General features: G+C 58.8%; 22 protein-coding genes, 1 tRNA gene and 1 pseudogene. 16 read left to right on the top strand and 8 right to left on the bottom strand.

The annotated features are described in order from the left end of the window. The first annotated feature begins 34 nt into the window (after nt 1-34). The 4 genes and pseudogenes from CBY09_RS10955 to CBY09_RS10940 all read left to right on the top strand — a co-directional run bounded on the left by CBY09_RS10955 (nt 35) and on the right by CBY09_RS10940 (nt 3,591). Nucleotides 35-110, top strand: a tRNA-Phe gene (locus CBY09_RS10955). A gap of 184 nt (nt 111-294) precedes the next feature. Then, nucleotides 295-516: pseudogene (locus tag CBY09_RS10950) on the top strand (transposase); the annotation flags it as partial. Nucleotides 517-842: 326 nt separating this feature from the next. Further along, a complete protein-coding gene (locus tag CBY09_RS10945) occupies nt 843-2,381 on the top strand; it encodes a phospholipase D-like domain-containing protein (RefSeq protein WP_094289363.1) in 1,539 nt (512 codons plus the stop codon). Between the two features lie 7 nt (nt 2,382-2,388). Continuing rightward, nucleotides 2,389-3,591, top strand: a complete 1,203-nt coding sequence (locus tag CBY09_RS10940; protein WP_133066278.1) for a hypothetical protein — start codon at nt 2,389-2,391, stop codon at nt 3,589-3,591. 4 nt (nt 3,592-3,595) lie between these two features. Here the strand turns inward: CBY09_RS10940 and CBY09_RS10935 are convergent, their stop codons facing one another. The 5 genes from CBY09_RS10935 to CBY09_RS10920 form a co-directional block, all read right to left on the bottom strand. Continuing rightward, complete coding sequence (locus tag CBY09_RS10935) at nt 3,596-4,864, bottom strand: hypothetical protein (protein ID WP_133066277.1); 1,269 nt, start codon at nt 4,862-4,864, stop codon at nt 3,596-3,598. Continuing rightward, the gene (locus tag CBY09_RS10930) at nt 4,861-6,243 is read right to left on the bottom strand and encodes an ATP-binding protein (RefSeq protein WP_094289357.1); all 1,383 of its coding nucleotides are present in this window, start codon (nt 6,241-6,243) and stop codon (nt 4,861-4,863) included. The genes CBY09_RS10935 and CBY09_RS10930 overlap by 4 nt, the downstream gene beginning before the upstream one ends. Before the next feature lie 10 nt (nt 6,244-6,253). Then, complete coding sequence (locus tag CBY09_RS10925) at nt 6,254-8,098, bottom strand: GNAT family N-acetyltransferase (protein ID WP_240515680.1); 1,845 nt, start codon at nt 8,096-8,098, stop codon at nt 6,254-6,256. 565 nt (nt 8,099-8,663) lie between these two features. After that, complete coding sequence (locus CBY09_RS23685; protein ID WP_133066276.1) at nt 8,664-9,083, bottom strand: hypothetical protein; 420 nt, start codon at nt 9,081-9,083, stop codon at nt 8,664-8,666. Between the two features lie 468 nt (nt 9,084-9,551). Next, the gene (locus CBY09_RS10920) at nt 9,552-9,881 is read right to left on the bottom strand and encodes a helix-turn-helix domain-containing protein (protein WP_094289353.1); all 330 of its coding nucleotides are present in this window, start codon (nt 9,879-9,881) and stop codon (nt 9,552-9,554) included. Nucleotides 9,882-10,037: 156 nt separating this feature from the next. Between CBY09_RS10920 and CBY09_RS10915 the strand changes: the two genes are divergently transcribed. The 10 genes from CBY09_RS10915 (at nt 10,038) to CBY09_RS10875 (ending at nt 17,201) form a co-directional block, all read left to right on the top strand. Further along, entirely contained in the window at nt 10,038-10,349 is a 312-nt protein-coding gene (locus CBY09_RS10915) for a hypothetical protein (protein ID WP_133066275.1), read from the top strand. Nucleotides 10,350-10,403: 54 nt separating this feature from the next. Further along, complete coding sequence (locus CBY09_RS10910; protein ID WP_094289349.1) at nt 10,404-10,784, top strand: DUF4177 domain-containing protein; 381 nt, start codon at nt 10,404-10,406, stop codon at nt 10,782-10,784. Between the two features lie 38 nt (nt 10,785-10,822). Then, nucleotides 10,823-11,230 (top strand): hypothetical protein, encoded by a 408-nt coding sequence (locus CBY09_RS10905; RefSeq protein WP_094289347.1) that lies wholly within the window; start codon nt 10,823-10,825, stop codon nt 11,228-11,230. A 182-nt stretch (nt 11,231-11,412) separates the two neighbouring features. After that, nucleotides 11,413-11,820, top strand: a complete 408-nt coding sequence (locus CBY09_RS10900; protein WP_094289345.1) for a hypothetical protein — start codon at nt 11,413-11,415, stop codon at nt 11,818-11,820. Nucleotides 11,821-11,972: 152 nt separating this feature from the next. Then, nucleotides 11,973-12,482, top strand: coding sequence for a hypothetical protein (locus tag CBY09_RS10895; protein ID WP_094289343.1), 510 nt, complete (start codon nt 11,973-11,975; stop codon nt 12,480-12,482). A gap of 108 nt (nt 12,483-12,590) precedes the next feature. Beyond that, nucleotides 12,591-12,776, top strand: a complete 186-nt coding sequence (locus tag CBY09_RS10890) for a hypothetical protein (protein ID WP_094289341.1) — start codon at nt 12,591-12,593, stop codon at nt 12,774-12,776. Between the two features lie 3 nt (nt 12,777-12,779). Then, a complete protein-coding gene (locus CBY09_RS23860) occupies nt 12,780-12,929 on the top strand; it encodes a hypothetical protein (RefSeq protein WP_165773898.1) in 150 nt (49 codons plus the stop codon). 761 nt (nt 12,930-13,690) lie between these two features. Next, a complete protein-coding gene (locus tag CBY09_RS10885; protein ID WP_094289339.1) occupies nt 13,691-14,383 on the top strand; it encodes a hypothetical protein in 693 nt (230 codons plus the stop codon). 251 nt (nt 14,384-14,634) lie between these two features. Next, nucleotides 14,635-15,720, top strand: coding sequence for an AAA family ATPase (locus CBY09_RS10880; RefSeq protein WP_094289337.1), 1,086 nt, complete (start codon nt 14,635-14,637; stop codon nt 15,718-15,720). 308 nt (nt 15,721-16,028) lie between these two features. Next, complete coding sequence (locus CBY09_RS10875; protein ID WP_094289335.1) at nt 16,029-17,201, top strand: site-specific integrase; 1,173 nt, start codon at nt 16,029-16,031, stop codon at nt 17,199-17,201. A gap of 177 nt (nt 17,202-17,378) precedes the next feature. Here CBY09_RS10875 and CBY09_RS10870 read toward each other — a convergent pair whose 3' ends face one another. After that, a complete protein-coding gene (locus CBY09_RS10870; RefSeq protein ID WP_133066273.1) occupies nt 17,379-18,047 on the bottom strand; it encodes an SLATT domain-containing protein in 669 nt (222 codons plus the stop codon). A gap of 247 nt (nt 18,048-18,294) precedes the next feature. Continuing rightward, nucleotides 18,295-18,939 carry a DUF2971 domain-containing protein gene (locus CBY09_RS10865; protein WP_094289331.1) on the bottom strand — a complete coding sequence of 215 codons (645 nt, stop codon included), beginning with the start codon at nt 18,937-18,939 and terminating at the stop codon, nt 18,295-18,297. A 601-nt stretch (nt 18,940-19,540) separates the two neighbouring features. Between CBY09_RS10865 and CBY09_RS10860 the strand changes: the two genes are divergently transcribed. After that, nucleotides 19,541-20,794 carry an Hsp70 family protein gene (locus CBY09_RS10860; protein WP_094289329.1) on the top strand — a complete coding sequence of 418 codons (1,254 nt, stop codon included), beginning with the start codon at nt 19,541-19,543 and terminating at the stop codon, nt 20,792-20,794. 147 nt (nt 20,795-20,941) lie between these two features. Here the strand turns inward: CBY09_RS10860 and rsmI are convergent, their stop codons facing one another. Further along, nucleotides 20,942-21,895, bottom strand: coding sequence for a 16S rRNA (cytidine(1402)-2'-O)-methyltransferase (gene rsmI, locus CBY09_RS10855; protein WP_094289327.1), 954 nt, complete (start codon nt 21,893-21,895; stop codon nt 20,942-20,944). Between rsmI and CBY09_RS10850 the strand changes: the two genes are divergently transcribed. After that, nucleotides 21,895-22,326: a YraN family protein gene (locus CBY09_RS10850; RefSeq protein ID WP_094289324.1), complete on the top strand. Its 432-nt coding sequence runs from the start codon at nt 21,895-21,897 to the stop codon at nt 22,324-22,326. The genes rsmI and CBY09_RS10850 overlap by 1 nt on opposite strands. The last annotated feature ends 102 nt before the right edge of the window (nt 22,327-22,428 follow it).

Raw genomic sequence — 22,428 nt, 5'->3', positions numbered from 1 at the left:
AGCCTCCAATTTTCTGGCTATAATTTGAGGCTCAGGCCCGGTAGCTCAGTCGGTAGAGCAGAGGATTGAAAATCCTTGTGTCGGTGGTTCGATTCCGCCCCAGGCCACCAAATAAAAGCCCTTGGTTCTTTACGGAGCCAGGGGCTTTTGCTTTGTTAGATGTTGTTCGCAACTTGGATTAGGTAGAGCGCTGTTCGGTGCGGTTCGGTCATGCTCGCTGGCTCGACCCCCTCCATGTCTGGATGGTGCCTTTGCGGTTTGACCGACATCTGTTTTAGGCCGGTAGCAGACTGACAAGGCGTGCAGGAGATTCTGGGCGAGCACGTCACGGTGCAGATCGCTAAGCGAAGCGAACTGCACACGTTCAAGGTCATGCCCAAGCACTGGATCGTCGAGCGCAACTTTGCGTGGCTGGACAAGAACAGGGGGCTGTGGAAGAACTGCGAGCGCTTGCTCAATACCAGCCTGCAGTTCGTTCACATGGCGTTCCTGGGGCTGCAACTCAGAAGATCGTAAACAGGTTCTAAGACCTCAGACGAGACAAATGTCACTTCGTCGAAGCTGCTCGATTCTCGCGCGGCTGTTTTAGCGCCGACTCTCAGCACTCGTGCGGTCACGCGCGGCCAGCCGCTTCGACGATCTCGGCAAGTTGGGTTGCATTGACAAGGTGAGAGACAACGCCCCAAGTCGGATGCCTCGTCCACGGCAGGGCTACGCGCCGCGCCCAGATTCGAGGTTAGTATTCTCATGCACTCAAGATTGACAGGCAGCGCGGCTCACGGCAAACGTCCCAGTCAAGCGAAATCACTTCGCACTCATCACGATGGTCAAGGAAGTCATACGTGGCAGGAAGCAACATCGACAACGAGGTCAACCTCAAGCGCGTGCTTCGCGTCTTTCGGAACGCGATCGTGGGACGCATCCGCGAGCGCCTGCGGGCGAGGTTTGGCGCGACTGCCGAAGCAGAGGTTGCGGCTCTGTTTGGCAAGAAGGAAGCGGGTTCAGACGTCACCCAGTGGCAGCGCATGAAGATCAATGCGGATCGAGCGCGAGCCAGCCCGGAAGTTTCGACAGCCGTTACTGACGACTTCGAGCTGCTGGGCATCTCGGACTTCTACAACCTGTTCGACAAATTCTTCGCTGATTTGGGCCGCCCAGCTCCAGCCGCCGAAGAAGTTGCCGTTTTCGCAGACAGGAAGAAGGGGCTGCTGAGGTGCCTTCAACAGATCAAGGTATTCCGCGACCCAAATGCGCACGATGTCAGCGAGCCAATTGACGCGGACTCCCTTCTCCTCTGCGTGCTGAATTGCAAGAAAGTATGCCTTGAGCTGGAATTGCCAGAAGCCCACAAGGCTCTTGAAGAGCTCCATCGTGAAACCGTGATCGACCTAGTCAGCAAGCATGCGACTCTCATCCGGATATCCGACGAAACCGAGGCATTGGATCTTGCTAAGCGATGCCTTGCCATATCAGGCGCGTCAGTGGATTGCGGGATCGTCAGCGACCTCTTGCCGGGAGGACAGTTCGATGCGACGGGAGGAGAGATACAGAACTGCGTGATCGTCGTAGCATCGACGTCGCCGGGTTCGATGAGCGAGGGAGAGTTGACGGCTCTGAGCAGTTCTTTGGTCGCGTGCGAGCGCAACGCCATCGTTCCGCTACTGCTCATTTCCCACCGTCTCGAAGAATCGAGGATCGAGGCCTCATTGCAGGGGGACGCGCTAAGGGTGTTCGGTCGTTCAGACCGGGTCGCGGTGCTCGCGACCTTTGAAGACGCCATCGCCGCCAAGCTAAATCGACTACTGAGGCCCGGGGCGCGACGGCATCGCAGAGCGGCCGCGGTCAGCGCAGTCGTCGCAGCTCACGCGGTGCACGACGACAAGCTCGGTCCGATGTTGTTCGGCCAGATGCGCGACCCGCAACTCAAAGTGGCTAGGATCGTCGCGCCCTTTGCGACGGATCTCGACGGCGGCGCGCTCGGGTTGATTTCGACTGCCATGATCGACGCGAAAAAGAGGGGCTGCCGGGTTTGCCTGATCACAAGGCCGCCCGCCGCGGGCGATGCCGACGTCACGTCAAAGAAGAGGCTTCTTCAACTGCTGCACGACGAGCAAATCGAGCTCTACTTGAACCCTAAGCTGCATGCGAAGGTCTACCTGTTCGAGCGCGAGGCAGAGCGCAAGTTCTGGGCTGTTGGATCGCACAACATGACGAACTTCGCTCACGCCGGCCAGAGCTTAGAGACCTCGATGGTTGGTTACAGAAAACAAGAATTCGAAGAAGCCCAAACATCGTTCGAGAAGGCGCGAAGGCATGCGGATACGCTGAACTTCGACGCTTGGACCACCAAACGGCTAAATGCCGACAGCCTTCCTTCGTAAGGACAACATGGACAATCTACAACTTCTCTCCAAGAGCGGCTTTTCGCGTGCTCCGTTCCACGTGGTTCCCGTCGACAACAACATCAGTTGGGCTGGGTCGACCGATGCCAAAAATGAGCTGCTCCGAATCGTCCGCGAGGTTCGCCACTCGCAGCTGGAGCTTTCTCATCTGGCGCTGATCTATGGCGAATACGGTTCAGGAAAGACCCATGCGCTGAAATACATTCGTGACTTTCTGAAGCGAGAGGGGCGCTCCCTCGTCGCCTACCTCGACAAGCCCAAGGTCGAGAAAAAAGGCTCGTTCCATGGCATTGTCAAAGAAGTGATCAAGCAAATTGGGCGCGGGCCGTTACGAACTGCGGTTGAACCGATCGTTCGATATATACAAGCCGAAGTCGGCCGAGAACTTCCACAGCTCTTTGCCAAGGCCAGTCCAGAAGAGGCCAAAGACCTCGGCGCATTCGGGAAGCGTGCGCAGGCTGAAAGCAAGAGGCGCCTGCAAGAGACGCTGTATCCGCGTTTCCCTGAAATCTTCAATGTCTTTGAAGGTCTGGTCGAAGACAATGGCGAGGCGTGGAACTATTTTTCTTCGAAAGCCGCGCCAGCCGCGCTGAAGGCGTTTGAACTCAATTCCGGAATCGAGGACGATCACGACGCTTTAGGAGCGCTCGCTGCAATCTACACGGTGCTGACCAAGAAATATCCGGAGATTCCCGGGACGCCAGTGTTTGATGGAGCGTATTTGCTCATCGACGAAATGGAGCAGTTTTTGGAAATGAAGTCCGACGAGTTCATCAGCATTCGAACGGGCTTGCGAGATCTTTTCAATAGCTGCACTGAGCATTTCGCGCTCTTCCTAAGCGCGACCGCGGAGAACGCGAGCTTGTTCCACGGCATTCTGGAAGAAGCGATCATGGTGCGTGTGACCGCGAATCCGATCCACATGAGCTCGCACGACGAGGTGGATGACGGCGCGCGGTTCCTCACGGAGCTGATGACCTATGCGCGAAACGGCGCGCAAGCTCCTAGCCCAGAGCATCCATTCACTCCGGACGCGCTGAAGGAAATTGTGGAGAGGACGACTGCCCCGCGTACCGCAAGAAAGTTGATCCAAAACGCCAACCGCGTTTGGCAGGGCGCCGCTCAGCTTGTGATCGACGGGGGCACCATCGGCGCCGAAGACGTCGGAGGCATTCACGGCTTGACGTGATGCTCTAGCTTTTTTTGAACAGATAGGCCAGTCGTCCCTGCCGATTTCTCCCGAATCCATATTCGTTTGGATACTCGGCAGGGATGGATTCGTCGCCACTGATCACAGGAGTCAGATCCCTGATCGGCTTTCCATCCCAGAGGAAGCCAAAGAAAAGCGTCTGCCGCAATGGAGTGAGCATCGCCTCTGTGATGCCGGTGACTCGCACCAAGTTGAAGGCGGCGTCGAAGCGCGTCTTCAGTTCAGCCCGCGTCGGGGTGTAGGAGCCTCCTCCGTCCAGCGCCAAGATCGCTCCCTCCCAAAACAGGTCGTCGATCACTGCGCCCCACACGTCCGCAGCCTCTTCCGCGTCCATACGGAAGCAGTCGGACAACGTAGCCAAGCTTGGAGGGATATTCAGAGATCCGCGTCGGAGCCGACTTCGGAAATAGTTCAGGAGCGTCTGGCCCGATTCGTTCAATCGGAATGGGCGCCCAGAGCGGTGCTCCAAGAGCCCTAGCGAATCGAGCCATGCGCGGCATCGTGAGAAATGATGTTCCAAGGTTCGCGTGCCACCGGCCCCGCCTTGGCTAGACTCGGTCGCGGCAGGAGGCGCCTTTTTCCGCAGTGCGTTCAGAGCAGCTTCGGAAGCTAAGCGCTTTTGCTTTTGCAATGCCTCCAGAGTGAGGTTGCCATCGCCGATAGCGCTACGCTCTCCGAAAATTGATCTTTGCCGAGACACGACGGCCTGTCGGAACGTATCCCATTTCGATCCCGATTGGTTCGCTGGAAGTTCCGCGACTTTCGCGAGCGCCATCTTTTGAACCAGCGTTCGAAAGGCGTCCACGACCAGCTCGGGCTCAGTGCCGCCGTCGAGCACGCTCATCGCTTGAAGCAAGTAGTCGCCGTTCGCCTCGAACATCGGGCGGAGGAAGACGAGTCTCCGCCGGGCCGGATTGCTCCACCCCGGATGCTTACGCATGGCATTCACGACACGGCCCTGATCATCAAGAAGATACTTCTTGTGCGTCAATGTCGGCCCGGGAATGGAGGCTATCAAGCCGAGCGCCGACGCCTCCTCAACGCTGACCGCTGCGACCTTTTGCGTGCACTTTGTGTCGGCGATGATCCGCTCGACGAGCTCCGATGCCGTGCGGACTTCGCGTCCGATGAATAACTGCAACAAGCTTGAAAAGTGCTCCGGCACATTCGTGGAGACGCCCCCGATGGTGCCGACGAAGCGGATCGATTCCTGCGTCGTGAGCTTTTGCAAGGGATCGAATGCTGTCTTCACAACATCGGCTCCCCGCCGCCGTGTGGGGAGACGCGGGGCCGCAGCCGCAAGACAAATGTCCGGCTGGCCTCTGAATCCGAAATGAGCGCCTCGCCGGGCGCCAACTCACGCACCAGCAACTTGGGATCCGAAATGTCCTTCTCGCGGACGCGAGTGCTGCTCGGAAGTGGGGCGGGAAGCCTCGCAGTCGCCGCGGCGATGTCGGCGTCGATGGTCAGCTTGTGGAGAATCGTCACATCGACTTGGCTGATCGCTGAGGCATCGATCGCCGACGGCTGTTGAGTGGCGAGGACGAGCGATAGGCCCGCATCTCGCCCACGCTTCACATAGTCGACGATCACCTCATTGGCGGAAGTCTTGTCGCCGGCGGGGCAGACCAGATGAGCCTCGTCGATCATGACCCAGATGCGGCTAGGTTTGCTGCGATCTTCCGGCGCGCCAGTTCTCGCCGCCACCTTGCGTTGCTGGTGGTGTCGAGACATTGCCCTTTCGATCTGTCGCATGAGAACAGCCACCGTGACAGCTTTCAGATCTTCCGGAAGGTCACGCATCAAGACGATCGAGCATCTGTCCGGCGTGAGTATGTCGTCCAGCACCGACTGGCCGCCCTTGAACAGGCCCGTCTCGTCGAGAGCCATGAGGCGCCACAAGACGGCGTCGAAGGTCGACTGCTGAAAAGTGGCAAGGTCTTGATACTGTTGCGGCCGTTGAAGGATGGCGACGAGGTCTGCGATCTCAAAGTTCGGCTTGGTTCGCACGGCCACTTGTCGACACGTGGCGATGGCTTGCCCCATGGCTTCAAATCGCTTCGTGCCCAGCAACGAAAGCCAGTCTTCAAGCTCAAGGGAGCTTGGAGGAACGGTCATAGGCCGCTCGGTTCCCGTAATCGGGTTGGAGCCGACGGGAAGGAACAGGACTGGCGGCTTCACGGCACCTTTGACATTCCATTTCGCCAGCTTGTCCACCTGTGCGACATCTGCCGCGAGTTGGCCATTGAGCGTTCCCCCTAGAGCCCAAAACTGACTCTGCAAGTCGAACAGCACGGACGAGAATCCCGAGGGCTTCATCGAGAAATTACCGTCGGTGGCGCTCAGCCCTTCCAACACGATTCCCAAGTCGTAGCTCTTGCCGCTACCACGCTTGCCGGCGACGAAGACGACATGAGGGAACTCAGCGTCCAGCCAGACGTTGTAGTCGAAGTATTCGGTGGATGGAACTCGCTCACCGACCTTGCCAAGAAAGATCGACGCTCCAGACCTCTTGGACTGATCGCGTTGCCCTACGACGAGATGCTTGCCGACCGAATCGACGAAGACCCCTTCGATCGGCTCTTTTCCGCGATAGGCGTTGCCGCCGATTGGCTTGAGATGGTCGCTCATGTGCAGTTCCTTAGGCAGTCTTCAACGCCTCGGTGTTCCATCGTCCGAGGGAATCAAGATTCAGTATGAACGACGGCTTCAACGCGGATAGCACCGGCTCTCTGCGAGGCCCTGCGATAAACGCTGTCACGCCGAGCGCTCGCGCAGTGCGTCCAACATTCTTCGACACGATCGCCGCAGTCGTGTCATCCAAGACCGAACAGAATTCGTCGATGATCCATACCGGCTTCCGCGATGCGATCAGCCTTGCGATGCCTAGTCGATGTCTTTGGCCGGTGCTGAGCATCTTCGGATGCTTGAAATAGAGGGCCGCTTCGGACAGACCGGCCGCATTCATGCTGAAAAGGCAGTGGGCAAGATCCTGCGAACCCACCTGCTCGATCGCGGGGGCGTCTTCGAAGTCGAGGGAGAAGAGCGCGCAGTCCTTGGGCGTCAGCCCCTTCACCGTTCCTGAAGACGGCTTCCGGCTTCCGTCGAGCGCCTCGAGGAAGCCTGTCTTTCCTGAGCCCGACGGCCCCCAGACGTAGACGATTTGCATGGGCTGCACGTCCAAGGTGAGCGCGCTCACTCCTGTGATCGACTTGATCGTCTTGTCGATTCCGAAGGCCTCTTGTATCGCGTTTGCCCACGAGCTGGATGCCACGTTGTATTCGTAGGCGATCGACAGGTCGGTGATCCTGATAGTGTTCGAAAGTTTCGCCGGGCGCATCTCCTCAGTGACCAAAGCCGGTTCGTCAGGCCGAACCTCGGAAAGACGCTTCGACAGGAAGGCGCTGGCGTCTTTCGTCAGTCCGGCCATGTATGTGGGCTTGGGAAACCTCAGCAGAGTCGAAAGCAGTTCGTAGGCCGTCGGAGACATCCCGTCGGGAGTGTCCGCGGACAAGAAGACCGACAGCATCTGTTCCACGTCCAGATTCTGATCGGATGCGATTTTGCGGATGCGTTCGACGTCGCCCCTCTGCTTTTGGAGCATCGACTTTGCATTCACCGAGAAGACCGAATGGCTCTCCCGGTCACGAGCTCCGCTCTCGATGTCGGCGAAGACTCGATTGAGGTATTTCTGATCCCGCTTGACACGGTCGATGTTGCCGGAGGTCGTTCCAACATAGGTCATCCCGGCGCTCTGCGCGAACGGGACGAACTTAAGCATATCTGCAGTGATTTCGATGAAGAGCGGCTTGATTCGGGAGATGTGCCAGTGAGTCTTGCAATACTCAAGCGCTCCTGAGCAAAGGAGCACGCCGATGCCGGCGCCCCGAAACTCTGGGTGCACGACGCAACGTCCGATGCGCGCGATCGCATTCAGGTAGCGGCCGCGAACCTTCATGTCCCACCGAGCCCACGAGATGCCGGACGCGTCGTCGAACTGGGCATCCAACAGGTCGTTCCGTGGCTTGTTGCCGGCGAAAGTGTTGTTGAGCTCAAGATACCCGACGAGTGTCTCCACACCGTCTCTTTCCAGAGTGGCGACCAGCATCGCCTTTCGCCCGAAGCTCTGATGGGCTCGATAGTGGTAGGAAGCGAGGCGCTCGTAGCCATCGGCGTCGGATGCATCCCGGGCCTCCCGCACAACAAGGCGGCCGCCGAGGTCAGGCAACGCGTGGGCGACGCTGAAGGCGGGCAACACCGTGGCTGTGCCGTTTTCGCATATTGCCTCCGCCCTGAGCGCGCCCGATCGCTTCGTGACGCGAAGCTCGTCGTTCACGCCGACGCAGCATGACCGATGAACGTCGAGCTCGACGCCTCCGGTCAGGGTCAATGTCTTGCCGTCCGCCTTTACGCGAACCCGTTCTACTGTGCCGGTGTAGTCAAAAGTGCTAGGAATAGGGGCGGAAGCCGATGGCAGGCGGATCATCAAGGGAGGATTCATGAAACTTTGGTTGACGCGTAGCGTATCGGGAACAGGGCGTCGCGTCCAGGCTGGGGCGCATTTCCGCGAGCCCGCTCAGCGAAGACCCTCGCAGGCTGGATCGCCGCTGTGGAGTGCTTTTTGTTGTAAATGCGCAACACGATGTCGCTGAGCCCACGCACGAACTTTTGTCATTCTCGCGTACCGGTGGTGGCCGACGAAATACGGTGTCGCAAGCTTTCGAAATTGGCTGGTGCGCACAGCCGATGTTTGCTACGTCGCTTCGCATTAAATGGGAGTCAGGTCGGCATGCGTTGATGCTCGATCATCGAAGCACTGGCGCCGCTTCGTCGACGGACGCCGTTGTCACGTCAGCTAGGGCTGGAGCTCCAACCTAATGATCTTCTGGCGGAAGCCACAGAACAACGGAACATGCTGCAGCTAGTCAAAGCGGTCGGAAAATTCTGGGCTACTTGTCCACCTATCAAGGTTTTAACCTCAAAGTGCGCAATGTTAGCCAATCCTAGTCTGTAGATTAAATATTGACAGTGGCTAGTTTTCGAAGCGAGCGTCAAAATATAGACCCGCGTCGGATAAAAACCCACATTGGGTAGCGGGGCGTCAGCGGAATTTCCACCTCTCGGCTTTTTGGAGGTTGAGCTTCCGGATCGTTTTGCTTTGTGACTATGGTGCGCAAGTTGAGATGTCGTGAATCAAAATTGAATAAAGTCAATCGGTCAATTTGCGGGGAGTTTTCGCCCTCAACACAATCAGCGCGGAGTAACCCGATACGCCACAGGCCAAGTATGTCGTCCTTTGCAAATTGCCCTATACCACGGTCGCTGGCAATTTGCCCGAAACGTTGAGGCGATACAAGCTCGCTATCCCATTTCGATGTGAGTGATAGGTGTCTTCGGAGTTGGGCGATTTCGTACCCCGGACCTTCAATGGGATTGAAGGAAGCCACACCGAAGTTGTTACTTAAGTTCATCGTGATCCATTTGACTCGTCACCTGTTTGGCCGATTACTAACCACACTAGTCGGGAATATTTGAGTCGCGCCTCGAGGGCGTATTTCTCTGAATTGAGAAATTGAAGCCGGTCAGTCCAACTTGATGATTTGCATACCCCTGTATCGATAATCAATATTTCCAGGGCGGCTCTGGGCCCTATAGCTGGAGCACAAACCTTGTGCAGACGTGCTTTAACCAAGACTCGGATTACAAGCTGAGCCGCTATAGTTATCCCCAGGAAAATCAAATTGGCGGAAGGTCACCAGCCCATCTTCTATACCGAGAAAGCTGCGCGCAGGCCTACAAGCGAGCGCAAAGATCGCGGTGAGGGCTGGTGGAGCAATGGTAAGGAGCCCAAGCATGATTAGGGAAGGCCAGTTTGGAAGCATGGGCCTCATGTCCGTAGTTCGGCATCCCCGGTGGTGGGCAAGAAAATTTTTACCCGTCTATTCCGCCATCTCCGCGAGCCACTTAGAAACAACCTGCTTGCGGGCATCCGGCTTCAGCTTTGACAGCCCCAACAGAACTGTGGCGAGGTCATCATCTTCGCAATACAGATACTCAAGCGGTGCGCCCAAGGCCTCTGCAATCTGCCGAGCGGTCTTCACCGGTGGCTCATGCGTCCCCAACTCATATCGACTAATTCGAGCGCGGCTTGACGACTCATCAATGCCGATCAGTACCCCAACTTTCTCCTGAGACCACCCTAAACCCTCTCGTAGTGACCGCATGCGGCGGCCCACAACGTTGGGGGACTCCAAAGGCTCGGATGGCATGTCACGAGTCTCGTGACGTGGTGATAATTCGTCGTCACGAAATTCGCTACATAACCGTGCGGGCGGCCACGCTCAGCGGGGATGTGCCCTTTGAAAAAGTCATTTGCCAGTCATCCCAACCCCCAACCAAGGAGCCTTAGTCCACCTATGCAACCCATGAAATCTGCCTTTCCCGTTCTCGTCTTGGCCTCACTGACCCTGATATCCGGCTGCTCCGGCCCCAGCCGGGAAGAACTTGCCCGCGTCAAATCCGAATGCGCCAGCTTCCACAAACAGGAGCGAGCCAAATACGGCGCCATCGTCAAACCCATCGACCACTGGACCAAGGATGGCCACATCGTCGTGGAGCTGTCTGAAAAGGTCAGCGAAGACGCGAGCAAGTACACCAGCCACCTGTGCGTGTACGACAAGGACAAGGGAAGCATTGCGCTGCCCAGCGTGTTCGAGCGGTCTCGCTGGAGCAAGTGACCACCCCCAATCAACCGACCCCGTCACCATCAACATCAACCAAGGAGGACACCCATGGAATACGAATACAAGGTCATCGACGTGGCCGACTGTGCCATCAGCTCAGCCCTGCTGGGCGAAGGCCGCATCGAAACCGGCGTGCTGGAGGCCTACATCAACGCCATGGCCTCCGAAGGCTGGCGCATGGTGTTCATGACCAAGGTAATGCAGCGCCACCTGCTGGTGTCCGACCGAGAAACCCTCATGGTCACCTTCGAGCGCCGTGTCCCTGAATCAGAAAGAGCCGCCCGAGCCGCCCGCTGCATCGATGACGTCATCGCAGCCGAAGAGCAAGCCAAGCGGGTAGGGCGCAAGGCCGTCGCTGGTGCTGCAGGCGCAGTCTTGGGTGGCGCCGTCCTGCATGCAATCGCTGACCACCTGCAAGAGGGCGAGTAGTCGTCTAGATCGTCAACATCCCATTCATAAGGAGACCTATGGACTTGAACGAACGACTGGCAGCCCGCAGAAAAGAACTCGCCGACGAAGCAGATCGAGCCCGCAGGGAAGCAGATAAGGCACGCCAGGCAGAACTGGAGGCCGCCCGCCAGGCTGCACAGGCCAAGGCTGCAGCGGAACCACCATCGCCCGACCCCATGACCTTGCAGACACCCGCAAAGAAAGCCGTGGACATGGATGAAGGGGTGGAGTTGCTCAGGGATGCCGTTGAACGCACCACCAAGAAGCAAGTTGCCATCTTCTGTGCCATGGCTGTGCTCGCTCTGATCGGGCTGAGCAAAGACATCCTGATGGCGGTCTTCTGGGCTGTGTGTGCACTCGGGTACATCGCATTCACGCTCGGTACCCACATCGAGGACATCAAAAGGTCCAGCATGCCGGAATAAACGCCAACCCCGCCACAGCTCCCCCCTGCAACCGAAAGACCCGGGGACGCTAAAGCAGAGAACTACCTTCTAGGAATTCGACCAACTCAACTCGTGATGTATCGCACCCCACCGGGCGCCCCTGGAGCAATCCTCGGGCGCTTTTTCTTTGTCTGACCACTTCATCAAAAGGAAAGCTGCCTATGCAAACCTACCGAGACCACGACGCCTTGAACCGACTGGCAAGTACCGAGAATGTCCTGGGCCTTCACACTCTGGTGGCGGAACGGGTGTCAGAAGAAGCCTTCACCGAAATAGACGACTGGGCATCCTTGCTGCATGTCGTGGTGATGGATCGGGACGACACCCCACAGGCCCTGGAGCAGCAACTGGGCTTCACCGTCCTTCATAACCGCTGGAATGGACTGGCGAACGATCACCCCGACTTCACACCGTCTTGGGATGCCCTGGAGGTGTACGAATACTGGTATGTGCTGACCTTCATCCTGAGCGACGACGGTTTCGGCATTGTGGTGTTCATGCCCCGGGGCATCCCCCATGCACTGGCGTTGCTCTGCGATCGCTATGCCCACGAGGGCCACCCCCGATGACAAAGCATCCCCTACTGCAACACCTGCTGGAACCATCTCACAGCGACCACCAAGCCACCTTCGGGTGGCATTTTTTTGCCCATTCCAAACTGAGAAAAACCGCGTATCTGAAATGAGGAATGTTCCTCGACAACCCATCAAAAGGATCACCAATGACAGATGCCACCCAGCCAGATGCCACTCCAGAAACCATCACCATCACTACCCTGCGCACCGACCAATGCCCCTCCTTGTCCGGCCGCTCCACGCTCACCTACGAGCTGGGAAACGACCCCGAAGGCCGCCTGCACCTGCGTGTGACCCACAACACCGGCAAGGGGCACCACAACCCTTCCTGGGTCGCCTATGACGTTGTAGAGCCTTTGTTGATGGCGGCGCCGACGCTGTCGGCATCGGCCCTGGCAATGCTCTTTGCGGGCACCTCTGTGAACACCGCTGGCTTTGTGATGGCGGTTCTCAAGCACCTGGGTGTTCTGCAAGCGGTGACGGACAAACGGCATGCCTACCAGTATGTGGAAGGAGTCGATTGGAAGGCCCGGCTGCAGGCGCCCAATCCGCCCACCACTCCGTCCGCCAAAGAGCCCGCCAATCAGCCCACCACCCGCCCTGTGAAGGATGACAAGGCTCGCGGCAAGCGGGCAGGGGCCTTGGCCGCTCCATAAGCCAGCTCCTGCGAACACCTGCAGACCCCCTCATTGCAAGCGGTAAGTCCACCCACCGGCGACACCCTCGCCAGGACCTATTACCTCTGCCTTGCTTTAGGAGTCTTCATGGCCGCTTTGCTTGCCGCTTCCCTGACCACTGTGCTCGTCCTTCACCTCATGGCCTCCGGCGCCCGCTGGTTGTGCCTGGTCGGACTGGGCCTGTTGGTCTATGCCTTTCCGCTGCACTTCCTCGTGATCGTGCTGATCGCTGCGGGGCTTGTGTTCTACCTCGACACCCATAGAAAGAAGTAACCCATGACTTATCAAGACTGCGTTCTGACTGCCGCCACTGCCATGCTGGACCGGGATATCCCCGTCGAACTTCTGCCCTTGGCCATCACCAGCCATGCAGCAGGTCTGCTCGGGTGGGAGGCGGAGCGCCTGGGCACCCCGGCCTGGGACTGATACCCCGACCTATCACCCCGCAGCCACCGGCCCGCCTGCGGCCAACCTGGGCAGCTCTTGCCCGCCTCCCGGACCCGGCCCTCGCGCGCTGGCCTGCCGGAACACCCTCCCCAAGAAAACCCTGAAGACGAATGCCGTGTGACACGGAGGCTTTGCCGTGGGTGATCGAGGGAGGGACGTAAAAGAGATACCCCGGGGTGGTGCCGCATGGTGCTGCACCGGGGTGCCTCACAGCTATTTTTTTTGGGGCGCGGTTATGCCAGAAATCGAGCATTGCATCCACTGGTGCGCAAGAGCAACCTACCAAGCTGAGTGGGAACCTGTGGAAATCATGGAACTGGAAAGCGCGATGGAAGACAATACACACAGAGCTTAAGCAGAAGGCCCCAAGCCGGTCGCAAAAGCTTTAGGTGCTATTCAGTGCCGAATCGTACGAGCCGTGGTTGAACAGACCACTCTGCTCTAAAAACCCTGATGGGAAGCGCGATCAGTAGCAATTACGGATCGCTAAGACAAGCTCTCAAGCCTGCTTGAGGGGCCATTTGAAGTTCGCTTCAGATGGTTTTTTTCGCAGACCAAAAGTCTGTGGAAGCGGTCTTACTGCACAAGTTTGCTTGTGTGGGCGTCTAGTCACGGGTGGAAATTTCCAGTCCTCTAATCGTATCGTTTGAAGCAACGCTTGCTTGCTCGCGTCTGACCGTCTTCCATCGTCTTTGGTCTTTTATCCCGCAGTTGCGGACCATGAATGACTTGAGGAAACGATGAAGAATTTTGACGAGATGCCCTTTGGACAGATTGAGCCAACTAAGAGCGCATCCTTAGCTGCTATGCCACGGTACTCGAACCGTGTGTACACGAGGACCGCGCCTCAAGGCGGCATTGTGGTCCGAAACAAAGAGTCTTACCCTGCGCTCATCAGGGAAGCTTTCTGGAACGCCCACAACGGAGACATGTTCGCCCCGTTCCGTCCACCAGTGCTAGAGGCGCTTGCGGCCGAGTACCGCAAGGGTTCAGCGCACTGGCTTGCCTTTAGCGAGTGGTTCAAGTTTGCCAACAATCGAGTGCCGTTGAACGACCTTGATCGTGCGATGCGCGCCATGCATTCGACCGTTGAAGTCGATGAGTCCGGCTACTATGAAACTGAAGAGAACTACTCTGTACTCATTGGCGCTGCCCTGGCTGCAGCAGAGGCTGGGGACGACTTCGCGCCTTTTGAAAGGCGGGTTCTGGAAGCGTTGATCTCACTGTGGATGCGCGATGAAGACCATCCTCGCTTTGTAGGTCGATCGTTTGAGCGGGCGAACAAAAACATCCGGTGGAGCAAGCTGAAACGCACCCTTGAACGTACAGTATTCATGCTGTTAGGAACTCCACAGGCCGTTGGACTTACGATGCTGGCAGACTACATCTGGGATCGCCCTGCGGGAGATGCCCTTAAACCGTCGGTGCACTAGCGCCCAGCTGTGAACTCACTGCCCGCCTAGGCCTGCACCACCGAAGTTTCCGGGACCGAAGTGTCGGCAACCTGGAAACCTGCAGTTTCTGGCTGCTCTCCGGCCCGGGGGAAGTCCCGGAAACCTGAAAAGCTGGGAACCTGACGCTGCTGTTGCGTCGGCGCCCGGCCCACATCTACCTACCAATTATTGATACCTATCCGCTCACGGCGGAGCTAATGCGCTGCGCGTGACACAACTTGAGGATTGATATGAACACTACAGAAATCGAAGCACAGAATGTTGAGGCACAAAGAGTCGAAGAGATCGCTCACCCACTTGACAAGTTCTCTTTGAGGGGAAAGCACGAGCTGCTCGTGACACAGAAGCTTGCGCAGGTTCATGTCATGCAAGGTGTGGCGCTGCTTGGGGAATCCACCGTGCTGTACGCAGAGCACAACACAGGAAAGACACTGATCACATTTGCGCTTCTTATTGAAGCCATCAAAAGTGGGCGCATCCGAGGCGACAAGGTCTACTACATCAATGTGGATGACTCCTTCAACGGAGCCATAGACAAGCTTGGCTTTGCGCAGAAGTACGGCTTTCACTACCTTGCGAGGGACCAAGAGGGCTTTAGCGTGGAACGCCTTCGCGTGGCAATGCTCGAGATGATCGAAACAGGCACGGCCAACGGGACGGTATTGGTATTGGACACACTAAAGAAGTTCGTCGACTTGATGGACAAGACGAAGAGCTCGAAGTTTGCCGACTTGGTCAGATCTTTTGTGTCCAAAGGCGGCACCGTGATTGCCTTGGCACACACCAATAAGAACCGTGGTGCTGATGGTCGGCCGCAGTATGGAGGTACTTCGGACATCATCTCTGATTTCGACTGCGCGCACATCATGAGTGCGACCGACGCTGAAGGCCAACAGGGCGTCAAGTTGGTGGAGTTCAGAAACGAGAAGTCTCGTGGCCCGGTCGAGAAGTATGTGTACTGCACATACCCCGGTGATCCCAAAGTGCCCTATGTGGAAAAGCTCGCGGCAGTTCGTCTTGTTCCTGAAGAAGAACTGGCTGAGATGAAACATAAGGCGCGTATGGCACGTGACGCCGAAGCCATTGAGATCATCAAGAAATGCATCTCTGACGGTGTTTCTCAGAAAATGGAGCTTCTGAAAGAAGTGCAGGCACAAACGGACCTAAGCCGCCGAGCTGTTGGCATTGTGCTCGACACATATGCTGGGACAGACAAGACACGCAATTTCTGGTCAGTGCGTGTCGGGGCACGTGGCGCCAAAATCTACTCGCTACTGACGCCTTGGATCGCTCCTGTCGATCCCGACGACTACTAACCACCCACGGTGCCGGGAGAGGCCCAGGTTTCCAGAACACCAGGTTTCGGGGAATTTCAGCTCTCCAGGCCGCGCCGCATCGGGCCAGGGCTCTCACATCTCTTGAGGGCTGCCCGCTCTGACGAGTCGTCTATTTCCAGACGTTGCTCCAACACGACCACCTTGCACCCTCTGCCTAGGAGCCGAGGGGCATCGCTGAGTCTGCCGCTTGTCACGGGGATTCGCAGTCCTCGTGCATACCCACCTCATACCACCTCTGTGCCCAGTCCCTCGTGGCACGTATTTCCAACCACTCGAAAGGAGTCTTTATGCCAGTCATGACTTTTACCCCTGCCTTCATGGCGTCCGGTCTGGTGTGCCCTCCCGGGAAAACCAAGATCGAGTACAGCGTTGCGGACGAGCCCGGCTTGTTCGTCGAGTGCCGTGCATCTGTCACTGCTGTTCCCGCTTGGTACCTACGTCAAAAGAATGACAAGGGCACCAACAGCTATACCAAGCTCGGGACGATCAAAGACGTGACCCTCGCCCAGGCCCGCAAGCAAGCTCGCCAGCTCAAGGCCGCCCATGTGTTGGCGCCCAAGCGCTCGATCTCAGAGACGTCAACCAAAGCCTCTTTGGACTCGATGACGCTCGACGTGTTCATGCGCGAACACTACATGCCTCATGCGATTTCTCACAAACGTTCCGCCAAGAAGGACGAGCAGCTGTACCGCCTGCACCTTGCGCCCACGTTCAAGGACATGCCCCTGAATGCGATCTCCCGTCGGGAGGTGGAGGTGTTCCACCGGGCGTTCCTGCAAAAACAAAGCCCTGCCTCAGCGGATCACTGCATCAAGCTGATGCGCCGTGCATTGAACCTCGCCGTGCAATGGGAGTTCATCGAAAAGAACGTGCTCAAGGGCATCAAGCTGTTCATGGTGGACAACCAGGTCGAGAACTACCTCGACGAAATGCAGCTAGAGCAACTGCTGCATGTGTTGCGCACCGATCGCAATCGCACGGTCTGCCTGATTCTGATGTTTTTGCTGAGTACGGGTGCCCGTCTGAACGAGGGGCTCACCGCCACCTGGAAGAACATCAATATCGAGCGGGGCATGTGGAAGGTAGAGGCCAGCTTGTCCAAATCCAAGAAGCCACGTTCCATCCCGTTGAACGACTCGGCCTTGTGGGTGCTGGAGCAGTTGGAGTCTCAAGGGCAATCGCAGTATCTGTTCCCCTCACCGGTGACAGGCAAGCCGTACACCGCCATTACCCGGGCGTGGTACCGGCTGCGCAAGAAGGCGGGAGTCAACATCCGCATTCACGACCTACGGCACACCTTTGCGTCGTTCCTGGTCTCGCGTGGGCGCAGTCTGTTTGAGGTTCAACAGATACTTGGGCACAGCGATCCTAAAGTGACCATGCGGTATGCCCACCTGTCATCGAAAGCTCTGCAGGAGGCTGCGAATGCGGGGTCGATGATCGTCAGGAAGGCCGCGTAAGCGTGGCGAAGTGCCCTGGCTTCCTCTGGGAGCTGGGGTGCCCACCCATTGGCGGGATCTGACGGCCTGCTGCCGGCCAGAAGCAGCCGGTGGCAGTTAGAGAATGCAGACGCTCATGCCAAGCGTGCCCAAGGCGACAGATTAGTTAAATCGTATCTGCGCCAACCTCTTCCCCCCTCAGTCGGCAGGCTTCGCCTTCTGTTGACGCTCAAGCTCCTCTTTGATTTCTTGCAAGGTCACCTTCCACGCAGCAGTCTCTGAGGCAATCTCGCCATGAAGGGCATCGACGAATGAAATCGCCCTCTCCAAGAGACGCACTGCTGCGTGCGCTTCCGGTTGAGCGTCATAGGCTGCTAATAGCACCTGCCATTCCAAAGAGAACTTCTCGTACACGTGCTCAAGCTTTAGCTGAGTAGTCGTAAACCTCCCGTGCGCGGCACTGCCCCCGAACACACTGTCCGCAACAAGGAGAGCGCCGGCACCTGCAATGGCGAGATACCCGAAAGACAGGAATGTCTTTGGCGGATCAAGGAGGATGGGATGTATCACCGGCACCAATACTCCAGCGGTGCCGAACAGCCAAGCTAGTCCTCTGAACCAAGCGCCTCTCCAGCCCGCCACCTTCCTGCGCGCGTAGTAGTAGCGAATTTCAGCGTGTGCAAGCCGACCCAGTTCGTCAAAGACAGTCGCGAGTGACGCGCGTGCGATAGTGATATCCCAGCGGAGGGCATTTAAAGCACTAGTGAACTCCTTGATCCGAATCGGATCCTCGACGCGAGGCCCGATAGGCCAAGGCATTCCAATCCGGCATTTATGAGGCATCGTGCTGTGTCGTTCTTCGGTCATTCTGATTGTCAAGAGAGGCCATTTCGTCGCGGCGTTTCGCGACGTCGGTTCAGCCGATGCTCGGTTGGGCACCAATTCGGAGATCTAACGCCACCTCAAGCGGCGATCAGGTCTGCGAGTGCGTTCGTTACAACTACTATAGCTTGCGCAACGAGTTGGACCATGCCATACAAGTACATCATCAGGTGATGGCTTTGTAGGTCTTGGTTGAAAGACAGCTCCGGGCCCAATGCCGCCTGGTAGGCATCTAGGTAGCGGCCATTCCAATGGCCTTCCACTGCTCATTGGAAATCAATGTGGATCGAGAGACCTTAAGCTTGGCACAGCCATTGATTGATCGGATGGCGGCGACGGTAGACGCTGACAAGCTGTTGTGCATCCAGGGACTTAGAGACACACTGCGAATGCAGGCGAGGGGAATATCTACGCTCAGCGCCGGGAGATCGACCGTTGAAGATTCGAAAATTGCCCGGAACTCTCTCTCTGGCTTGAATCCGTTTCGCTTCAGAAAAGGTAGTTCTGAGATCCTAACGGTCTTCTTCCTGGCGTCAGCGAGAGTCATGTAATTCATGCTGCCAGTAGACAGCCCATGAACCTTCTTCATTGCCGTCAAAAGCGCGTCTCGATCAAACACAATACAGACGCCGGCTGGTCCGTTGGAAAAAACGCGCCAATGATGATACGTCTCGGACGTCTGCGAAAAGCATAAGCCTAGAACCGTCTTCAGCTTCTTCTTTTCCTTGTACAGCGAGATGAAGAAGGCATCGTTCTTGTCGTCCCAGGTCTTGGGATCAAGCAATGTCAGCTTCCGCTCGGTCAATAGATGCAGCAGCGCAGGCAGATCCGTGTACCTGCGGAGGTAGGTGGTGGTAGGCGAAGACGTCGTTGCCATTGAGCTTACCTTTCCAGGAGTCAGTTCTTGTTGCGTGGCCGCACGGGCACTACCCTACTCCACAACCGACGGTGGATGATGACTGCAATTGGCCGAATTCTGCCCGATGCCTATGCAGCAGGGAACAGCGGGAGTTACCACGAAGAGAACCTCCGGTGTCACGGAGGGTGCTCGGTCGGCGGGTTCGGAGGCGGCAACGCCAACGCATTGATTTGATTGGAAAAATGGTGGCTCGTCAGGTGGGCCGGACGGAAGGTTCGGCGGTCAGTTCGGAAGCACCCGGGGAGGTACAGACGGATTGCGAAAAATCGTTACAATTCTTAGGCTTGGGCGCAGCTACTCCGAAACTGGGCGTTGTCTTGAAAATCCTTGTGTCGGTGGTTCGATTCCGCCCCAGGCCACCAAACAAAAGCCCTTGATTTGAAAGAATCAAGGGCTTTTTCAATTTCACGCATCGCCATGACGGTGCCGGTGGTGGGCGCAGGCCTCTTTTCCTTGTGTCGCCTGCCATCGGGCCGGTGTTGCCTTCGCTGCGCAGACATGGCGGACGGCCTGGTCCGCCGCATCGCGTTCTCCCTTCAGTATCCCCCGCACGTTTCCCATGCCCCTTCTGCACGACACCACCCTCGGTATCGACTTTGGCACTTCCAATTCCGCCATGGCGGTGCGACAAGGCGCGGGCCCTGCGCGGATGATTGCGCTGGAGGGGGCGGCGCACACGCTGCCGACGGCGCTGTTCTTCAATGGCGAGGACCACAGCACGCACTTTGGGCGCGATGCCGTGGGGCAGTACCTGGCGGGTACCGAGGGGCGCCTGATGCGCTCGCTCAAGAGCCTGCTGGGCAGCGCGCTGCTGCAGGACAAGACGGCCGTGCACAACAAGATGGTGAGCTACCAGGACATCATCAGCCTGTTCCTGCGCATGCTGGCGCAGAAGGCCCGCGAAGAGCTGGGCGGCCTCCCTGCGCGTGTGGTGATGGGTCGCCCCGTGCATTTTGTGGACGGCGATGCCGAGCGCGACCAGCAGGCCGAAGACGCACTGCGCCAGGCGGCGCTGGGGGCGGGCTTCGAGAACGTGTCGTTCCAGTTCGAGCCCATTGCGGCGGCGCTGGACTACGAGCAGCGCATTGCGCACGAGTCGCTGGTGCTGGTGGTGGACATTGGCGGGGGCACGTCGGACTTCACCGTGGTGCGCCTGGGCCCCGAGCGCATGGCCCGCGCAGACCGCAGCGCGGATGTGCTGGCCACCACGGGTGTGCACATCGGCGGCACGGACTTTGACCGCCGCCTGAGCCTGGACCTGCTCATGCCGCTTCTGGGCTTTCGCCACACCGGGCCCACGGGGCGCGAGGTGCCGAGCCGGGTGTTCTTCGACCTGTCCACCTGGCACCTGATCCAGTGGCTGTATGCGCCCCGGGCCCTGCGCGACGCGCAGAACCTGCGCACCGACTATGCCGACGCGCGCCTGCATGGGCGGCTGATGTGGGTGCTGAACGAGCGCCTGGGCCACCGCCTGGCCAACACGGTGGAACAGGCCAAGATTGCTGCCTCGCTGTCGGACGCCGATGCGCTCATGCCGCTGGACTGGATCGAGCCCGACCTGGCGGCGGCGGTGACGTCGCAGGGGTTGGCGCAGTTCCTGGAACAGCCGCTGGCGCAGGTGGTGGCCTGCGCGCAGGACTGTGTGCGCAGCGCCGGGCTGGCCGGGCAGGGGCTGCAGGCGATTTACCTCACCGGGGGCTCGTCGGCGCTGCGGCCGTTGCGGCAGGCGCTGAAGGCTGCCTTCCCCAGCACGCCACAGGTCGAAGGCGATCTGTTTGGTGGTGTGGCGGCAGGCCTGGCGGTGTCGGGCTGAGGCCCCTGTGGCGGGGCTTTGGCTGCGGGATTGCTGGTGGGTTGATTGCTATTAAATAAATAGCTATCAAGGATTGATGGTCGCGCGGAGGCGGCCATTTTGACCAAGATTTTTTGGTGCCGCGACCGCCGACACCGGAGGTTGGGTTCAGTCGGCTGCGTCGGATTCGGCGTCGGTGCCGTTCGCTCCGTCGCGCTTCCACGCCAGGGCCGTGTCGTACAGCACATTGCGCGACGCGCCGGTGATGTCGGCCGCCAGGCGCACAGCGCTTTTCAGCGGCAACTCGGCCAGCAGCAGGCGCAGCACCCGCAGGCTTTCGCCGTCGTTGCCCGCCACAGGCACGGGGTGCAGCAACACCACGAATTCGCCGCGCGAGCGCTGGGGCGAGCCATCCAGCCAGGCCGTCAGGGCCTGGGCGGGCTGGGTGGTGATTTCTTCAAACTGCTTGGTCAGCTCGCGCGCCAGCGTTACCGGGCGCGTGCCCAGCACGCCCAGGGCCTGGGCCAGTTCGCCAATGCGATGGGGGGCTTCGAGCAGCACCACGCAGCGGGGCTCGGCGGCCAGCTGTTGCGCAATCACGCTGGCGCGCTCCGCATTCTTCACGGGCAGAAAACCGGCAAACACAAAACCGCCATGTTCGGCGCTGTGGGCCACGGCACCGGCCGCACTGAGGGCCGTGGTGATGCTGCTGGCGCCGGGCAGGGGCAGGGCGCGCAGGCCCGCAGCGTGCACGGCCGCGACCAGGCGGGCGCCAGGGTCGCTCACGCCCGGGGTGCCTGCGTCGCTCACATAGGCCACCCGCTGGCCTTGCTGCAGCCGCTGCACCACGGCCTGTGCGGCCTCGGCCTCGTTGTGCTGGTGCACGGCCAGCAGCTGGGCCGCGCCTTTGTCGATGCCATAGGCGCGCAGCAGCGCCTGGGTGTGGCGCGTGTCCTCGCAGGCCACGGTGTCGGCCAGCTGCAGCACATGCAGCGCGCGCAGCGTGATGTCGGCCAGGTTGCCGATGGGCGTGGCCACGATGTACAGCGCGCCCTCGGGATAATGCTGCGCAGCCGCTGCATCGCGTGCGGCGCCCAGGGCTGAAGCGAAAGAGGCGCTCAATGAAATTCCTTGAAAAAAGACAAGCGGACAGCGCACCAGGCCGGGTTGCCCAAGCCGCTGCGACCACCCCAGCCGCCACGACGCGGGATCGGGGCAATGCTGCCGAAGACCAGGCCCTGGCCCACCTGCAGGCGGCGGGCCTGCAGCTGGTGGTGCGCAATTATCGGACGCCCGGGCGCGGCGGGGGCGAGATTGACCTGGTGATGCGCGCGCGGGATGGCACGCTGGTGTTTGTGGAGGTGCGCAGCCGCAGCAGCCAGGCCTTTGGCGGCGCCGGGGCCAGCATCAGCGCCACCAAGCAGCAGCGCATCGTGTTTGCGGCGCGGCAGTATCTGATGCGCCTGCCATCGCCGCCGCCTTGCCGGTTTGATGTGGTGCTGGTGCAAGGCGCATCGGTGTCGTGGCTCCAGGCCGCGTTTGATGCGCAGTAGCGCGCATCCGGGCCTGACCGCCGCGCAGGGGGTTGTGCCCCAGAGCCATGCAGGTGGCTACGGTTTGCTACAAAAGCTGTAACACGCGGCGGGTATCATCGG

Source organism: Acidovorax kalamii (genome assembly GCF_002245625.1).
GTDB lineage: Bacteria > Pseudomonadota > Gammaproteobacteria > Burkholderiales > Burkholderiaceae_C > Acidovorax > Acidovorax kalamii.
The sequence above is the reverse complement of the archived record's forward strand: the minus strand, read 5'-3'. Positions and strand labels throughout refer to the sequence as shown.

What these genes read in the sequence shown, in the direction of transcription:
- CBY09_RS10915 (WP_133066275.1), top strand. Translation starts at nt 10,038, where the DNA reads ATGAAATCTGCCTTTCCCGTTCTCGTCTTGGCCTCACTGACCCTGATA.
- CBY09_RS10920 (WP_094289353.1), bottom strand. Translation starts at nt 9,881, where the DNA reads ATGCCATCCGAGCCTTTGGAGTCCCCCAACGTTGTGGGCCGCCGCATG.
- CBY09_RS10900 (WP_094289345.1), top strand. Translation starts at nt 11,413, where the DNA reads ATGCAAACCTACCGAGACCACGACGCCTTGAACCGACTGGCAAGTACC.
- CBY09_RS23860 (WP_165773898.1), top strand. Translation starts at nt 12,780, where the DNA reads ATGACTTATCAAGACTGCGTTCTGACTGCCGCCACTGCCATGCTGGAC.
- CBY09_RS10850 (WP_094289324.1), top strand. Translation starts at nt 21,895, where the DNA reads ATGAAATTCCTTGAAAAAAGACAAGCGGACAGCGCACCAGGCCGGGTT.
- CBY09_RS10890 (WP_094289341.1), top strand. Translation starts at nt 12,591, where the DNA reads ATGGCCGCTTTGCTTGCCGCTTCCCTGACCACTGTGCTCGTCCTTCAC.
- CBY09_RS10865 (WP_094289331.1), bottom strand. Translation starts at nt 18,939, where the DNA reads ATGGCAACGACGTCTTCGCCTACCACCACCTACCTCCGCAGGTACACG.
- CBY09_RS10925 (WP_240515680.1), bottom strand. Translation starts at nt 8,098, where the DNA reads ATGATCCGCCTGCCATCGGCTTCCGCCCCTATTCCTAGCACTTTTGAC.
- CBY09_RS23685 (WP_133066276.1), bottom strand. Translation starts at nt 9,083, where the DNA reads ATGAACTTAAGTAACAACTTCGGTGTGGCTTCCTTCAATCCCATTGAA.
- CBY09_RS10905 (WP_094289347.1), top strand. Translation starts at nt 10,823, where the DNA reads ATGGACTTGAACGAACGACTGGCAGCCCGCAGAAAAGAACTCGCCGAC.
- CBY09_RS10875 (WP_094289335.1), top strand. Translation starts at nt 16,029, where the DNA reads ATGCCAGTCATGACTTTTACCCCTGCCTTCATGGCGTCCGGTCTGGTG.
- CBY09_RS10870 (WP_133066273.1), bottom strand. Translation starts at nt 18,047, where the DNA reads ATGACCGAAGAACGACACAGCACGATGCCTCATAAATGCCGGATTGGA.
- CBY09_RS10895 (WP_094289343.1), top strand. Translation starts at nt 11,973, where the DNA reads ATGACAGATGCCACCCAGCCAGATGCCACTCCAGAAACCATCACCATC.
- CBY09_RS10885 (WP_094289339.1), top strand. Translation starts at nt 13,691, where the DNA reads ATGAAGAATTTTGACGAGATGCCCTTTGGACAGATTGAGCCAACTAAG.
- CBY09_RS10910 (WP_094289349.1), top strand. Translation starts at nt 10,404, where the DNA reads ATGGAATACGAATACAAGGTCATCGACGTGGCCGACTGTGCCATCAGC.
- CBY09_RS10860 (WP_094289329.1), top strand. Translation starts at nt 19,541, where the DNA reads ATGCCCCTTCTGCACGACACCACCCTCGGTATCGACTTTGGCACTTCC.
- CBY09_RS10880 (WP_094289337.1), top strand. Translation starts at nt 14,635, where the DNA reads ATGAACACTACAGAAATCGAAGCACAGAATGTTGAGGCACAAAGAGTC.
- CBY09_RS10930 (WP_094289357.1), bottom strand. Translation starts at nt 6,243, where the DNA reads ATGAGCGACCATCTCAAGCCAATCGGCGGCAACGCCTATCGCGGAAAA.
- CBY09_RS10940 (WP_133066278.1), top strand. Translation starts at nt 2,389, where the DNA reads ATGGACAATCTACAACTTCTCTCCAAGAGCGGCTTTTCGCGTGCTCCG.